The sequence below is a fragment of the Shinella sp. GW835-FHT14H05 genome (genome assembly GCF_058793575.1).
Map to the genome: position 1 here is coordinate 533,497 of NZ_JBXAFY010000003.1, position 14,951 is coordinate 548,447.

General features: G+C 60.2%; 14 protein-coding genes. 10 read left to right on the top strand and 4 right to left on the bottom strand.

The genetic code is table 11. The features are described from left to right. Nucleotides 1-6: 6 nt before the first annotated feature. Nucleotides 7-1,086 carry an Ldh family oxidoreductase gene (locus tag AC1Q6Z_RS13655; protein ID WP_492648210.1) on the bottom strand — a complete coding sequence of 360 codons (1,080 nt, stop codon included), beginning with the start codon at nucleotides 1,084-1,086 and terminating at the stop codon, nucleotides 7-9. A 390-nt stretch (nucleotides 1,087-1,476) separates the two neighbouring features. Between AC1Q6Z_RS13655 and AC1Q6Z_RS13660 the strand changes: the two genes are divergently transcribed. The 9 genes from AC1Q6Z_RS13660 (at nucleotide 1,477) to AC1Q6Z_RS13700 (ending at nucleotide 10,029) form a co-directional block, all read left to right on the top strand. Next, entirely contained in the window at nucleotides 1,477-2,724 is a 1,248-nt protein-coding gene (locus AC1Q6Z_RS13660) for a LysR family transcriptional regulator (protein WP_492648211.1), read from the top strand. 223 nt (nucleotides 2,725-2,947) lie between these two features. Further along, nucleotides 2,948-3,916, top strand: a complete 969-nt coding sequence (locus AC1Q6Z_RS13665; RefSeq protein WP_492648212.1) for an amidohydrolase family protein — start codon at nucleotides 2,948-2,950, stop codon at nucleotides 3,914-3,916. Between the two features lie 29 nt (nucleotides 3,917-3,945). Next, on the top strand, nucleotides 3,946-4,749 hold the full coding sequence (locus AC1Q6Z_RS13670; RefSeq protein ID WP_256116750.1) for an ABC transporter ATP-binding protein: 804 nt from the start codon (nucleotides 3,946-3,948) through the stop codon (nucleotides 4,747-4,749). Nucleotides 4,750-4,767: 18 nt separating this feature from the next. Further along, nucleotides 4,768-5,628 carry an ABC transporter permease gene (locus tag AC1Q6Z_RS13675; RefSeq protein ID WP_256116751.1) on the top strand — a complete coding sequence of 287 codons (861 nt, stop codon included), beginning with the start codon at nucleotides 4,768-4,770 and terminating at the stop codon, nucleotides 5,626-5,628. Nucleotides 5,629-5,730: 102 nt separating this feature from the next. Continuing rightward, complete coding sequence (locus tag AC1Q6Z_RS13680) at nucleotides 5,731-6,762, top strand: ABC transporter substrate-binding protein (protein WP_435269641.1); 1,032 nt, start codon at nucleotides 5,731-5,733, stop codon at nucleotides 6,760-6,762. Nucleotides 6,763-6,842: 80 nt separating this feature from the next. Continuing rightward, the gene (locus AC1Q6Z_RS13685) at nucleotides 6,843-7,787 is read left to right on the top strand and encodes a substrate-binding domain-containing protein (protein WP_492648213.1); all 945 of its coding nucleotides are present in this window, start codon (nucleotides 6,843-6,845) and stop codon (nucleotides 7,785-7,787) included. A gap of 28 nt (nucleotides 7,788-7,815) precedes the next feature. Beyond that, nucleotides 7,816-8,835 (top strand): amidohydrolase family protein, encoded by a 1,020-nt coding sequence (locus tag AC1Q6Z_RS13690; protein ID WP_492648214.1) that lies wholly within the window; start codon nucleotides 7,816-7,818, stop codon nucleotides 8,833-8,835. Nucleotides 8,836-8,849: 14 nt separating this feature from the next. After that, on the top strand, nucleotides 8,850-9,704 hold the full coding sequence (locus AC1Q6Z_RS13695) for an HpcH/HpaI aldolase family protein (RefSeq protein ID WP_492648215.1): 855 nt from the start codon (nucleotides 8,850-8,852) through the stop codon (nucleotides 9,702-9,704). A gap of 91 nt (nucleotides 9,705-9,795) precedes the next feature. Then, complete coding sequence (locus AC1Q6Z_RS13700) at nucleotides 9,796-10,029, top strand: hypothetical protein (RefSeq protein ID WP_492648216.1); 234 nt, start codon at nucleotides 9,796-9,798, stop codon at nucleotides 10,027-10,029. 133 nt (nucleotides 10,030-10,162) lie between these two features. Here AC1Q6Z_RS13700 and dinB read toward each other — a convergent pair whose 3' ends face one another. Both dinB and AC1Q6Z_RS13710 read right to left on the bottom strand, forming a co-directional pair. Continuing rightward, nucleotides 10,163-11,251 (bottom strand): DNA polymerase IV, encoded by a 1,089-nt coding sequence (gene dinB / locus AC1Q6Z_RS13705; protein WP_492648352.1) that lies wholly within the window; start codon nucleotides 11,249-11,251, stop codon nucleotides 10,163-10,165. A 1-nt stretch (nucleotide 11,252) separates the two neighbouring features. Further along, entirely contained in the window at nucleotides 11,253-13,322 is a 2,070-nt protein-coding gene (locus AC1Q6Z_RS13710) for an ATP-dependent helicase (RefSeq protein ID WP_492648217.1), read from the bottom strand. Nucleotides 13,323-13,542: 220 nt separating this feature from the next. Here AC1Q6Z_RS13710 and AC1Q6Z_RS13715 point away from each other — a divergent pair, with 220 nt between their 5' ends. After that, nucleotides 13,543-13,800 carry a hypothetical protein gene (locus tag AC1Q6Z_RS13715; protein ID WP_492648218.1) on the top strand — a complete coding sequence of 86 codons (258 nt, stop codon included), beginning with the start codon at nucleotides 13,543-13,545 and terminating at the stop codon, nucleotides 13,798-13,800. A 172-nt stretch (nucleotides 13,801-13,972) separates the two neighbouring features. Here AC1Q6Z_RS13715 and AC1Q6Z_RS13720 read toward each other — a convergent pair whose 3' ends face one another. Beyond that, nucleotides 13,973-14,929, bottom strand: a complete 957-nt coding sequence (locus AC1Q6Z_RS13720; protein ID WP_439617387.1) for a GlxA family transcriptional regulator — start codon at nucleotides 14,927-14,929, stop codon at nucleotides 13,973-13,975. Nucleotides 14,930-14,951 lie beyond the last annotated feature (22 nt).

Sequence of the window (14,951 nt, forward strand, 5' to 3'; positions counted from 1 at the left end):
TGCGATTTATAGCGAGAAGGGGATCGGGCAATCGAGTTGGTGCGCAAGGTCCGCAAGTCGTTTCGCGACGCTGCGGTCGAGCGGGATGCCTCCCTCCGAGCGTTTGGCACATATTGCGGCGCGGCGGGCACCAGGCCAGCGAACAGCGCTTGCCCCAAGTGTTGGCGTGCTTTCGGCAAAACTATCGAGATGGCGGGCGACTTCGGCCTCGAACTGTGCCCGTTGCATGAAGCGACCGGGATCGACGGCGATGACCATATGGCCGACATCCGCCGGAGCGTCGGCGGGCTGATCGAAGGGGCGTATGTCGCGGCCGAACGCCGCGCCGCTCATCACGCCGGCTAAAAGCCCAATCGCGAGGGCGAGCCCGCTGCCCTTATGTCCGGCGATGGGGGCAAGCGTGCCTTGTGAAAGCTTTGTGGGATCGGTAAGCGTCTCGCCCGTCATGCGATCGAGAACCCAACCACCCGGCAAGCTTTGGCCGGCCATGGCAAGCGTCTTCACGGCGCCGAACGCGGCCACTGATGTCGCGAAGTCCAATACGAAGGGCGCTTGGCCCGCCGACGGGACGGCAATCGCCAGCGGATTTGTGCCGAGAAGCGGCTCAGCGCCACCCCACGGCGCCATATGGTTGGCGGCAGCAACAGATGCGCATATGCCAACAAGGCCTTTGCGGGCGATATGTTCGGCGTAGATTGCCGTTGCGCCCGCATGGTTTGAGCGTCTCACGCCGACCCAGGCGACGCCCGCTGTCAGCGCAAGCTCGCCCGCCAGTTCTGCCGCGCGCAAGGCCGAGAGATGGCCGATGCCGCCATCGCCATCCACAAGCGCGACCGCAGGGCCGCGTATATCCGATGTTACCAACGGGCGGGGATTGATGAGGCCTTTCCGAAGGAGCGCGGAATAGTCCGGAAGACGGAAAACGCCGTGAGCATCCGCTCCGCAAAGGTCGGCCTCGACGATCAGGTTGGCTGCGGTCGCCGCATCCCCGTCGCCCATCCCGCTTGCCGCGAGAATGCCGGCAGCCAGCGCTGCGAGCCGATCATGCGAAACGAGCAATGCGCTCTCAACGCCAAGGGTACTCATCAGCTAATCCAATGCCGGCTCGTACGAGCGGTGCACTTGCTGCTGCAATACGGGTTCATGGTCAGGCTCCTCCCTGATCGGGTGGTATCAGCCCAGGCCATGAAAGGCGGAAGGAGGACAGTCCCGATGTCGGAACAGTGCGGCAATTGCCTGTCCTCAACAAATTCGAACAGCCACAATGTCCATAAAAAAAATCTGAACCCTTCTTTGGTGAATGGAGAAGAATTGGCATAAGCTGATGGGGAGGAGAGGCAAGGAACGGCCGAAAAAATCGGCAAATCCCCATAAAGCCACAGACCTGGCCATGCCTTGAGAGACTGCGTGGCATAGGATTTTGTGAAGGGTGGCCATTTGTTGGTAGCGATACCTCGATGCCTGGGAGGGCGCATCATGAAGGATTTGGACGATCTCGACACACTGCATACGGGCCTTCCCGCACTGCCCAATCCTCGGCATCTGCGTGTGATGGAGGCCGTTGCGAAGCATGCCAGTGTCAGCCGCGCAGCAGAGGATGTGGGGCTCTCCCAGCCTGCGGTTTCGCAGGCGATTTCCGTGCTGGAGGAGCGTTATGGATGCCCGCTGTTCGACCGGTCGCGCAACGGCACCTTTCCAACTCCAGCCGGAGACGTATTGCTCAAACGCGTCAGGCGGGCATTGGCGCAGATCGAGGCTGCCATCGCCACTTTGTCCCGGGGGCAGGCAAATCCTGCCGTTGTGCGCAATATTACGAGCACGCAGATCCGCTGCTTGATGGCAATCGCCGGGCGCAATTCGTTTTCGCAGGCGGCGCGTGATATCGGTGTTTCGATCGCCTCGCTGCAGCGCGCTGCGCGCGAGCTGGAGGCCAACGTCTCGGTCTCCCTATACACGGCGTCGAAGAACGGCCAGCAGGCGAATGGCGCCGGCATGGAACTGGCGCGCCGCTTTGCTCTCGCGCTTCGTGAGATGGACGCGGCGGTTGACGATATCCGCTTTCTGGACGGCGTCGAAAGCGGGCGCGTGCTGGTCGGCACGCTGCCGATGTCCGGCGCCTATCTTATAGGCACGACGATCGCAAAGCTGACGAATGCGGTCCCGGATGCGCAGGTATATGTAACCAACGCCCCATACGACATGCAGATCGACAATCTGCGTCGCGGTGAGATCGATCTGATTTTCGGTGTGCTGAGGGCGGGTGATACCGCGGATGAATTACAGACAGAAATGATGTTCACGGACCCCTACTGCCTGATCTGCCGAAGCGGGCATCCGCTGACGGAGCGGTCCAGCGTTACGGCCGACGATCTCCGCGTCTATAACTGGGTCGTGCCTAAGGCGGGCAGCCCGCGCCGCAGCCAGTTCGATTGGCTGCTGCGCAAGCTTGGCGTCACGGCAACGCTCGGCATCGAGGCAAGTTCGCTGAACACGATCCTCGCGGTTTTGAACTCGAGCGACCGGCTGGCGCTCGTCAGCCGCCATGAAGCTGACACCGCGCTTATGCTCAAGCTGGTACACGTCATCGATTCCCCCATTCCCTTCGCTTCGCAAGAGAAGGGCGTCACAATGCGGCAGGGATGGGTACCGACACCTGTCCAGGCGCGTTTTCTCAATATTCTTCGTGCGGAGGCTTCAAACTTCTCCGGGAGTGGCAATCGTTGAGCATCCCGAGACGGCGATCGCCGTCGTTGGTGCTTCTGCTTTTTTTTATACGGGGCAGACCAATTCCAATTGGAGAACTTCCACCGACTGCGCGTAACGTACATCGTGTCGTCGCAGGACGTTTTCGGACGGAGGAGGTCCCGAAAACGCCGGCCCAGCGCCAATCGCTTCAAAGAAATTTGTTCGCGCAAGCGCCAAGCCAGGCACTGCTTCAGACTTGCTGATGAGCGATCTTATGCCGCTCGTCGTCCCAGCCCCTCCTCAAAGTATCTCGGCGAATGGTGTTGTCCTTCGTCACCGGTCCCGCGTTCGGCGGGGCGACAAGAGGATCAAAATGAACGTGCCAGTCATAGACATCCACCCTCATATCATTTCAGACGACCAGCAGCGCTATCCGCATGCACCGATCTTCGGTGAGCGCTCCGAGTGGTCCCGCCATCAGTCGCTCACGATCGAGCAGCTTATCGAGGCGATGGACGAGGCGGGCGTCCGCAAGGCCGCCGTCGTGCAACCCTCGACCTGCTACGGCTACGACAATTCCTATGTCGCCGATGCGACGGCGCATCATTCCGACCGTTTTACAGGTGTCGGAGCCATCGACATGGCGGCGCCGGACGCGGAAGAAAAGATCCGCTACTGGGTCGGGCGCAACCTGAGCGGCGTACGGCTCTTCACTGGTGGCGGCAGCACGAAGTCCTTTGACAATAATGCGCTGGACGACCCGGCATCCTTCCCAGCCTGGGCCTTGTGCACCGAACTCGGTTTGCCGGTGTGCATCCAGACCGTTCCGTCCGGGCATGCGCAGGTCGCCGGCATGGCCAAGCGTTTTCCAGGGGTCAACATCATCCTGGATCATCTCGGCCGGCCCGACGTGCAGGATGGCCCGCCCTACAATGGAGCACGAAGCCTTTTCGCTCTGTCCGCTTTCGAGAACATCTACTTGAAGCTGACGCCGCGCGGTGTGCGCGAGGCACGCAAGGCGCCGGCGAGCTGCGAGACCTTCTTTCCGAAGCTCGTTTCCGTCTTCGGGGCGAACCGCATTGCCTGGGGCTCGAACCATCCGGCAACCGCAGGCGTGCTCAAGGAGAATCTCTACGACATGAAAATCGCCCTCTCGTCGCTGACCGACGGCGATCGAGACGCGATTTTCTCGACAACCGCGCAAAAGCTGTACCCTTCTCTTAGGGATTGAGCCGCTTGGACCTATTGGAGGAGGAACCAATGGAACACAGGATCAAACTATCCGCGGAGAAGGTCTCGAAGACCTTTCGAATCCGCGGAGGGGGAGGGACGCCTGACAGTTTCCTGCCCGTGCTTCGTAATGTCAGCTTCGACATCTTCGAAGGCGAGATCGTCTCGATCATCGGCGAGAGCGGCTGTGGCAAGACAACGCTTCTCAGGATCATCCAGGGGCTCATCCGCCACGATGCCGGCGACGTGAAGGTCGATGACAAAGTGGTGGTCAAACCTGGGCGCGACCGCGGCTTCGTCTTCCAGCAGGCAAGCCTGCTTCCCTGGCGCACTGCACGGGCCAATGTGGAGTTCGGTCTTGAGCTGCAGAACATCCCGCCGGCCAAGCGCCGCGAGAAGGCCCAGGACCTGCTTGCGCTCGTCGGTCTCAGCCATGCACAGGAGCAGTTTCCGCACGAGCTTTCCGGCGGCATGCAGCAGCGTGTCAACCTTGCGCGGGCGCTCGCTATCGACCCGGCCATCATGCTGATGGACGAGCCCTTCAGCGCCCTCGATGCACAGACACGCGAGGTTTTGCAGGCAGAGCTTCTGCGAATTCAACAGGAGGTCGGCAAAACCACAATCTTCGTCACCCATGACCTCGACGAGGCGATCTATCTCAGCAATCGCGTCATCGTTCTGGCTGCAAAGCCGGGTCGGGTGAAGGAAGTGATCGATATTCCCTTCGACCACCCCCGCCCGCCGCTTCCCGAGCTTCGCGGCGACCCGCGTTTCCAGGAATTGCGCGGCCGCATGTGGGAGCTGATCCGCTCGGCTCCCGCTGTCGCGGCGTAAATCGAAGGGAACAGAACAATGACAGTACAATCCATATCCGGCGAGCTCGACATAGGTTCGGCCAAGACTACTGAAACCAATCCTGTGCCGAATATCGACTACGAGGACATCGAGCCGCCAAAGGTCAAAAAATCCCACCTGTGGGCCGTACGGCTCGCTTCGATTGTGTTTACGGTCGGCAGCTGGGAAATCCTTGGCCGGCAAGTCGATCCGCTGTTCATGTCCTATCCGTCGGCAATTGCCGCAGCCGCCGTGCGCCTCACCGCATCAGGTGAACTGATCAGCGCTACCTATTCGAGCCTGCGCATCGTCGCGATTTCTTTTGGCCTTGCAACGATCATCGGCCTTGCACTTGGTCTTCTGATCGGTCGTTACCGCTATGTCGAGGCCGCGGCGGACTGGCTGGTCAATGCCCTTTACTGCACGCCGAAAGTGGCGATTGTTCCGCTCGTCATCATCTGGTTCGGTCTCGGCGACAGCGCCAAGATCTTCATCGTCACGCTGCTGACTGTGTTCCCGATCCTCATCAATGCGATTGCCGGGGTAAAGAACGTTCCCCGCAACCTCATCGATGTCGGCGCGGCATTCGATGCGACCGAACCGGAAATCTTTCGCAAGATCATCCTGCCATCAGCTCTGCCTTACATGATGACTGGTCTGAGGCTTGGTATCGGCCGCGGTCTGATCGGAATGGTCGTCGCGGAGTTCTACACCGCCATCAACGGTCTCGGCGCGATGATCGTGAAATACGGCAACCAGTACGACACCGCATCTATGTTCGTGCCGATCCTCGTGCTGATGTTGCTGGGCGTGACGCTCACGATCGCGCTGAGAAGCCTCGACAAATACTTCGCGCCCTGGCGCTACGTGGACGACTAGACCGGACGGCGGCGTCCTGCGGCGTGCCGTAGCTCTCCGCAGACCCGCAAGCCGAATGCCCGGCATGCTTCATTTCCATTTCAACGGTCAGGGAGGACCCAGATGAAACAGGAATCCTACACCATCAGTCGCAGAAATTTCCTCGCGGGAGCCGCAGGTCTTGCAGGCGGCATGCTCGTCGCACGTGTCGGCTGGGCGCAGTCCGGCTTCTCGGGTCACGTAAACATTGCCACCGCCTCCAGTAATCTCGCCACCACCATGCAGACGCTGCTGCAGCAGGGTGGTTTCCTGAAGCGGTTTGGTCTTGCCGCCGATCTGACCTTTGTGCAGGATGGTAACAAGCTGATGGGCAGTGTCCTTGCGGGTGATATCGATCTGTGCCCGCTTTCCGGCTTTTCGCAGCTTTTCCCTGCAGTCAGCAAGGGTGCGGCGGTAAAGCTCGTGAACGGCTCCGTCCGTTATGGTCAGCAAGCAATCTTCAGCAAGAATCCCGACGTCAAGTCGATCGCCGACCTGCGTGGCAAAAGCATCGGCATCGGCGCGATCGGCGCTCAGTTGCACCAGGTGACACTCGCCCTGTTGCTCAAGAACGGTGTCGACCCCGATGAGGTGACATTCGCCAATGTTGGAAGCAGCGCCGACGTTTTCCGGGCGATTGTCGCAGGCGTCGTCGATGCAGGCTCGAGCCAGATCGACAACATTCCGATCGCCGAGGAAAAGGGCGTCCACATCGTCGAAGGCGGCCGTATGTGGATCGATCTCAAGGAATTCCCGTTCCAAGGCGGCTATGCATCCGATGATGCGATCACATCCAAGCGGGAGTTGCTGGTGCACACGCTAGCCGCCTATGCAGCCCTGTTTCGCCACGTATCGAGTCCCGATTCACTCGAAGCCTTCAAAGAGGCGCGCCGCACTGCCTTGAGTGGAACGGGTGCCGATTTTGACGCTGCATCCGAGTTCCAATGGAAATTCATGCAGGAGAACCAACCCTTCGCCAACGACCTCGAAATTACGCCTGAAGGCGTGGATTACGTTCAGGACCTGAACATCCGCGTCAAGGTGCAACAGGAGAAGCTCCCCTTCGACAAGACCGTCGACATGTCGCTGGCGGCGGAAGCGATCAAGCTTCTCTGATCTTCTAGACAATCTCCTGGCGCCCTCGGGCGCCGGGGCCACTAGTCCCTGCCGACCGCTCTGCGGCGGACGGCATTTCTTTGACCAATTTGATCCTTCAGGTGGCGTCCGTGTTCGAACCGAGATCCTATCCCAGCCAAGGCAAGGTGCGTCTCCACACGCTTCTTGGCGACAATCCCAGTACCCGTTCGCTCAAGGATGGGACGCTGAAAAGCGAGCTTTTGAGTTTCGATTTCGACGACAGCTTTAAGATCACGCATGACGGGTTCAAGCCGATGGTCCGTGAGGGCCGGTTCGATTGCGGTGAGCTTGCCATCGTCACCTATCTGCAGGCGCGCGCGCTCGGGCGCCCGTTACTGCTTCTGCCGGCTCCGATCGGCGGACGGTTCCAGCACCATACGCTCGCGCATGACGCCTCGCGCGGCACGCTGTTGCCGCAGGGCCTTGCTGGTAAGCGCATCGGTATTCGCTCCTACACGCAGACGACGGTCACCTGGGTGCGCGGCATCCTGCGCACCGAATATGGCGTGTCACCGCAGGATGTGCATTGGATCGCACAAGAAGACGCGCATATGGCCGAGTATCGCGAGCCCGACAATGTCAGTCGGATCGAGGATCGCTTACTGTCCCAACTGCTGCTCGACGGTGATGTCGATGCGGCAATCCTCGGCAACAAGAAGCCGGATGACCCGCGTCTGCAGCCGGTGATCGCCGACCCGGAAGCAGCCGCGTCCGACTGGAACTACCGAACCGGCATCGTGCCGATGAACCACATTTTCGTCGCGCGGGCCGATCTCAGCCGTCAGCGGCCGGACGTGATCCGTGCGCTCTACGACTTACTGCTTGAAAGCCGCGATCGCGACATTCCCTCGGATCAAGGGCGGCAGATGCGGCCGTTCACACTTGCTGCGCTACGCCCTTCGCTGGAGGCAATCATCGACTTCGCCCTGTTCGACGGCCTGATTGATCGCCGTCTGTCGGTCGATGAGCTGTTCGACGAAACGACCGCTGCGCTCGGCGCCTGATTTTTCCACACAACATGCGAGACGGACGATGATCATCGATTGCCACGGCCATTATACCACCGCACCTGCGCAGCACGAAGGCTGGCGCAAAGCGCAGATCGACGCGAAAGGCGACCTGTCGCAGCTTGGCGGGCGTGAAGGCGCGGTCATCACCGACGACGAAATCCGCGAGAGCCTGGAAAAGACGCAACTTCGCATGCAGCGCGAACGCGGGACCGATCTCGCGATCTTTTCGCCGCGCGCCGGCGGTATGGGCCATCATATCGGCGACGAGCGGATGAGCCAGCAATGGTCCCGCGTGTGCAACGATCTCATTCGACGGGTGTGCGATCTATATCCGAAAAACTTCGCCCCTGTCTGCCAGCTCCCGCAATCCCGGGGTTGCCGGCCGGAAAACGCAATCCCGGAACTCGACCGTTGCGTCGAGGAGATGGGGTTCATCGGCTGCAACCTCAATCCCGACCCGTCCGGTGGCCACTGGACGGAGCCGCCGCTCACTGATCCATGGTGGTTCAAACTCTACGAGCGATTGGAGGAACTTGGTGTACCGGCGATGATCCATGTCAGCCAATCCTGCAATCCCAATCACCATTTTACCGGTGCCTATTACATCAACGCCGATACCTCCGCCTTCATGCAGATCCTCGAGTCCGATCTGTTCGAGCGTTTCCCCGGTCTGAAGATGATCATCCCGCATGGTGGCGGAGCGGTGCCCTATCACTGGGGCCGCTACCGCGGCATGGCGCTTGACAGGAAACGCCCAGAGCCGGCGGTTATTATGGGCGAGAACCTGTTCTTCGACACCTGCGTCTACCATCAGCCCGGCATCAATCTGCTGGCCGAGGTCATTCCAGTCGATAACGTTCTTTTCGCCTCCGAGATGCACGGCGCGGTGCGCTGCGTGGACCCGGACAGCGGCTACTTCTTCGACGACACGAAGCGCTATATCGATCGTCTCGACCATCTCGATGAGGATGGCCGCCGCAAGATCTTCGAGGGTAATGCCCGGCGCGTCTTCCCCCGTCTCAACCAGCTTATTGCACGTTAAGAGGAGGACCCACCATGACCCGCCTCAACCAGCTTATCCGCACACTGGAATCCGGCAGCAAGGCCTTCGCCACCTTCGCTCCGGCAGAACCCGAAGCCGCGCTCTGGGTAAGCGCTGCGCGCTATGACGGCGTCATCTATGAGATGGAGCATCGGCCATGGGATGCCGTGCGCCTGCGTGACACCTTGCAATATATGGTCAATGCCCCGCGCGCGATCGCGACCGGCCTGCCGTCGCCCGCCGTTACCCCGATCGTGCGCATTCCCGCCAATGGCGGCGAAATGAACCAGTGGCTTGCAAAGCAGGCGCTGGACATGGGTGCCTTCGGCATCGTCTGGCCACATGTCAGCACGGCGGAACAGGCCTACAATGCTGTCTCGGCTTGCCGGTATCCGCGGCTGAAATCCGTACCGGGCTACGAGCCCGCGGGTCTTCGCGGCGACAGTCCGGGAACCGCTGCGCGCATCTGGGGCGTTGGCACCGACGAATATTACCGCAAGGCCGATGTGTGGCCGCTGGCACCAGAGGGTGAAATACTCGTGGTCCTGATGATCGAGGACACGCTGGCGATCGACAATCTCGACGAAATCCTCTCACGAGTTCCCGGTATTGGCGCGGTGATGATCGGGGAGGGAGATCTGAGCCAGGAGTTGGGCTATCCGCGCCAGTACGAACACCCCGATGTCGTTCGGGCGATGACGGAAATCGTGCGCATTTGCAAGGCGCATGCCGTCCCGGTCGGTCATCCGCACGTCGGCTCGAAGAACCTTTCCGCCGTCTTGGAGGCGGGCTACGATATCCTCGTCGCAGGTGCTATTCGCTCTTTTGGGACGTTGGAAAGGGGTCTCGAGATGTCGAACAGGCTGTAGCGACCGAGCCAGCTTCTGGGACGATAGGGTGGCAACCTTTTGAAATTGCAATGGGGTCTCTTACGTAGACTCATATTTTGAGGAGGCGTTCGTGGACCACATTTTCGTCAAGACAGCATTTCAGCCGGAAGAATTAAGCGCCCTTAAATTACTATTCGAAGGAATTACATCGCAACCGTGGTTTGACCTGTCAGATGGTGCGAAGGAGGCCTTCGCTAAGTATCTTATCGAGACATTTCCGGCGGGCGCCTTCGACGCAACGAAACATCGCTCGGTACTCGAGGCGTCGGCGAGGATGTTCTACAGTCGAGACACGGCCGCCTAGATGTTCACTGCGGGTGTTCATCGCCGATGTAACAAGGCTAACCACGCAGTAGTCTACGATCCCTATCATTTCGAGACCGTTTCGAATTAACATTGTGTCAGTGGCAATGCTGGGAGCGCCAGAGGTCAATCACCTAGATTTGCAGTTCGAGCTGGTCCGCATCGCTTGCCTCGTCGTCAACGAAAGACGAAAGCGTCACGCCGAGCAGACGGATGCCTTTCTCGGTGGGAAACAGAGGATCAAGAAGGGACTGACTGACGGCTTCGAGAACACCCATCGCGCCAATCGGCGCCGCGGTTGTTTTGCTTCGGGTAATGATCTGGAAGTCGGCGTATTTGACTTTCAGTGTCACTGTACGGCCATGGACGCCGTTGATCTCACAATGACGCCAGACCTTGGCTGCGAGCGGTGCGATTTCGTTTCGAGCAGCATCGAGGTCGAAGATATCGACCATGAACGTGTCCTCTGCGCCGACGGATTTGCGGGGTCGATCCGGCTGGACTGCCCGACGATCAATGCCGCGGGAGATATCATAGTACCAAGCGCCTGACTTGCCGAAATACTCCTGAAGAAAGGCAAGCGATTTCGCTTTGAGGTCTGCACCGGTCAGGATCCCAAGCCGCTCCATTTTTGCGGCGGTCGCCGGCCCAACGCCGTGGAACTTCTTCACCGCGAGCGCCTCAACGAAGGCCGGTCCATTCTTCGGCGTGATCACCGCCTGGCCGTTGGGCTTGTTGAGGTCCGATGCCATCTTGGCGAGGAACTTGCAATAGGAGATGCCTGCGGAGGCGTTGAGGCCGGTGACCTCCTTGATGCGCGCCCGGATCATGGTGGCGATCTCGGTTGCGACAGAAATCTCCCGCTTGTTGTCCGTGACGTCGAGATAGGCCTCATCAAGCGATAGGGGTTCGATCAGGTCTGTGTGTTCCGCAAAAATTTCCCTGATCTGCTTGGAAACAGCACGGTAGACATCAAAGCGAGGCGGCACGAAGATCAAGTCCGGGCAGCGCCGTTTCGCCGTCACCGAGGGAAGTGCCGAGCGAACGCCAAAGGCGCGGGCTTCATAGCTCGCCGCGGCAACAACGCCGCGCGCGGCCGACCCGCCGACGGCGACGGGCTTGCCGCGAAGCTCCGGATTGTCGCGCTGTTCGACAGACGCATAGAAGGCATCCATGTCCACATGGATGATCTTTCTGACTATCGTTTGGATCTCATAGCTCATTTCACTTCCACATGGACCGCATGCGGGCACCCACGTCGATCCTGATCTGCCGGGCGCTGCGCTCGCTGGCGGCGGCAGAGACCTTCGGCCAACTCGTCACTTCGAAATATTGCAGCAAGGTCACGGGAATGAACCGGGTCCGCGAAGCATAGACATGGCGGTCACCCTGAGCGTTCTGGCCATGGGTGAAGAACCGTTGCGGCGTGATGAGCGAAAGATTGTCGCGCGCTCGAGTCATGCCGACGTAGAGCAGACGTCGCTCTTCCTCCATCTCCGCGGTCGTGCCTACGCCGAGATCGGACGGAATGCAGCCGTCGACGACGTTAAGCATGAAGACCGAGCGCCATTCTTGACCCTTGGCGGAATGGATCGTCGAAAGGATCAGATAGTCCTCGTCGAGAAGCGGAACGCCCGCCTGATCACTGGTCGCGCTCGGCGGATCGAGCGTCAGCTCGGTCAGAAACCGTTCCCTACTTAGGTAGCCTCCCGCAATCTGCTCGAGTTGCAGGAGATCGGCTTTGCGGGTGTCGGCATCTTCATGGATACGATCAAGGTGAGGCTCGTACCACGACCGCGCCGTCGCAACCTCGCCCGGCCACCCGCTATCGGCGTTCCTCAGGCCGGAAAGCAGCGTGATGAGGGCAGGCCAGGCCTCGCCTGTCTTGGGCGGCGGCGGGATCTCGGCAAGCGATAGCAAGGGCTCAGGATCAGCGCTGATCGTGTCGAGGATTTTCGCTGCCGTCTGCGAGCCGACCCCCGGCAATAGCTTAAGAAGGCGGAAACCCGTCATCCGATCGCGGGGGTTCTGCGCAAAACGCAGGATAGCAAGCAGATCTTTGACATGCGCGCTGTCTAGGAATTTGAGCCCCCCGAATTTCACGAAGGGAATGTTGCGCCTTGTCAACTCAACCTCGAGGGTGCTGCTGTGATCGGAAGCGCGGAACAGGACGGCCTGTTCCTTCAGCGTCATGCCGTCCTCGCGGTTCGCCAGCACCTGCTCGACGATGTAGTTCGCCTGGTCCGTCTCGTCCTTCACGGTCACGAGCATGGGCCGTTGTTCAGATTCTCGGTCCGTCCAGAGGTTCTTGGTGAAGCGCTCGCGAGCGAGGTCGATCACGCCGTTGGCCGCGGCAAGGATCGGCTGTGTCGAGCGATAGTTGCGATCGAGCGTGATGACATCGGCCGGCTTCGGCGAGAACTGGTTCGGAAAGTCGAGGATGTTGCGCACGGTCGCGGCGCGGAAAGAATAGATCGACTGGGCATCGTCACCCACGACCGTCAGGCCGCGACCGCCCGGCTTCAGACCCATCAGGATTGAGGCCTGCAGGCGATTGGTGTCCTGGTACTCGTCGACAAGAACGTGGTCGAAGCGCCCACCGATATCGTCGGCAAGCTCCGGGTCAGACATGACCTGCGCCCAGTAGAGCAGCAGGTCATCGTAATCGAGGACATTCTGCATCTGCTTGGCCTCGACATAGCCGGCGAAAAGCTGCTTCAGCTGCTCCTCCCACCCCAGCACGTAGGGATAGGATGCCTTCAGGACTTCGTTGATCGAACTCTCGGAATTGACGACTCGCGAGTAGATAGCAAGGCACGTCCCCTTGGTCGGAAAGCGGCTTTCCGTCTTCGAGAATCCAAGCTCATGGCGAACGAGATTCATCAGGTCGGCGCTGTCCTCGCGATCATGGATCGTGAAATCGACGTTGAGGCCGATTTGTTCGGAATACATGCGCAGCAGCCGTGCGCCGATGCCATGGAAGGTGCCGGCCCAGGCCATGGCGTCGGTCATGACCGCAGCATTTTCGCCGAACACCTGCCGGCAGATGCGCTGAACACGCCGCGCCATTTCCGAAGCGGCGCGGCGAGAAAAGGTCATCAGCAAGATACGGCGTGGATCGGCGCCATTGACGATGAGATGGCCCACGCGATGGGCCAGCGTGTTGGTCTTGCCCGAGCCTGCGCCGGCGATGATCAGCAAAGGGCCACCGGTGACTCCATCGGGCAAGCCAATGCCATGCTCGACTGCCTCGCGCTGACGGTCGTTCAGTTTCTCAAGATAGGCTGCCGTCATGTGAAACCAATTTTCCTAAGAAAAAATTCCGGACCCGTTCGGGTTTCCCATTCTTTTGATTGGCCGTGTGGCGTTCACAAATTCGATTTGTCAAAGGCAGCCACCGCGATCGGGAACGCGAATCTTTGCAAGACCATTGTACGGGCGAATCGCTGTCATGCTAAGCGGTATGGATCCATCAATAGGCCTATTGGGAACGGCGTGCGAGAGCAGCCTGCCGATGAGCAACAAGCTGCCTTTTCCAGTAAATATCGCCACGACAAGGACGTTTGCCAGACGAAAAGGATTGGTGGCGCAGCAGCAAACACTCCAACCTGGTCTTCGATCGAGAGTTGAACGGTCGCTCTTGCAAATGCTGCGACGCCAGATCAATCTGGGAGTGGGTGCGCTTCAGGGTTCGTTCCTTGCAAGCGATAAACCGTTGTTATCTGTTGCAAGTCGCACTTCATCCTTGAATCCACCCGATCGAGGTTTATGAGTCACATAAGCTGAATTATGGAACAATTGCTGCATTACTCTTCAGCCATGGAAAAAGTGGTCTGGCGTGAAACGCAGATCGGGGAATCGTATGGAACTTGATATCTTCAAGATCTCGTCGAGTGGGTGCGGCCACGCATCAGCAGATGCGCTGATCGAGAGAGCGAACTGCCCTAGCCTGGAATATCCTCCGCCATCGCGCCGCGGGCGTTGCGGCGGATCGCCTGGGGTGGCTGGCCGAAGGTGCGCACGAAGGCGCGGCGCATTCGCTCGCGGTCGGCAAAGCCGGTCTCGGCGGCGACCACGTCGACCGGATGCCGGCTCTGCGCCATCATCATGCGTGCCGCCTCCAGCCGCAGGTTCTCGACCGCCTTGGCCGGGGTCTGGCCCGTCTCCGCCCGGAAGGCGCGGCTGAACTGGCGGGGGCTCAGATGCGCCACCTCGGCTAACTCCTCCACGCTCAGCGAGGAGCGTAGGTTGCTTCGCGCATAGGTCAGCGCGGTCTGGATTCGATCCGATTTTGGGGTCAGCGCGAGCAGTTCGGAATGCTGCGACTGGCCGCCGCCGCGACGATGGTAGAGCACGAGGCGCTGGGCCACCGACTGCGCCAGGTCCGCACCAAAATCCTTTTCGATCATGCCCAGCGCCATGTCGATGCCGGCGCTCATACCCGCCGAAGTCCAGATCGAACCGTCGATGATGAAGATCCGGTCCTCCTCGACGCGGATCCGCGGATAGGCCGCCTGAAGCTTGCGGGCTGCCAGCCAATGGGTCGTCGCGCGCCGGCCGTCGAGCAGCCCCGCTTCGGCGAGCACGAAGGCGCCAACGCAGATCGCCGCGACGCGGCGCGTCGTATGAAACGCCTCCCGTGCAAAGGCGACGAGGGCCGGCGGCGTGGGCTGAAGAGCGACACCCGTACCGAAGATCAGCGTGTCGTGCCCGAGGCCGCCGATCGGTTTCGTGTCGATCGTGTTGCCCAGCGAGGTGGCGAGCGGGCCGCCCTCTGCGGACAGGAAATCGATCGAGTAGAGGGGTTCGCCGGCCGTGAGATTGGCGAATTCGAACGCCGAGGCTGCCGCGAGGCTCATCATCTGGAAGTCGGGCGACAATACGAAACCGATCCTCAACACGGGTCTGTCCTCTTCGTGGGCT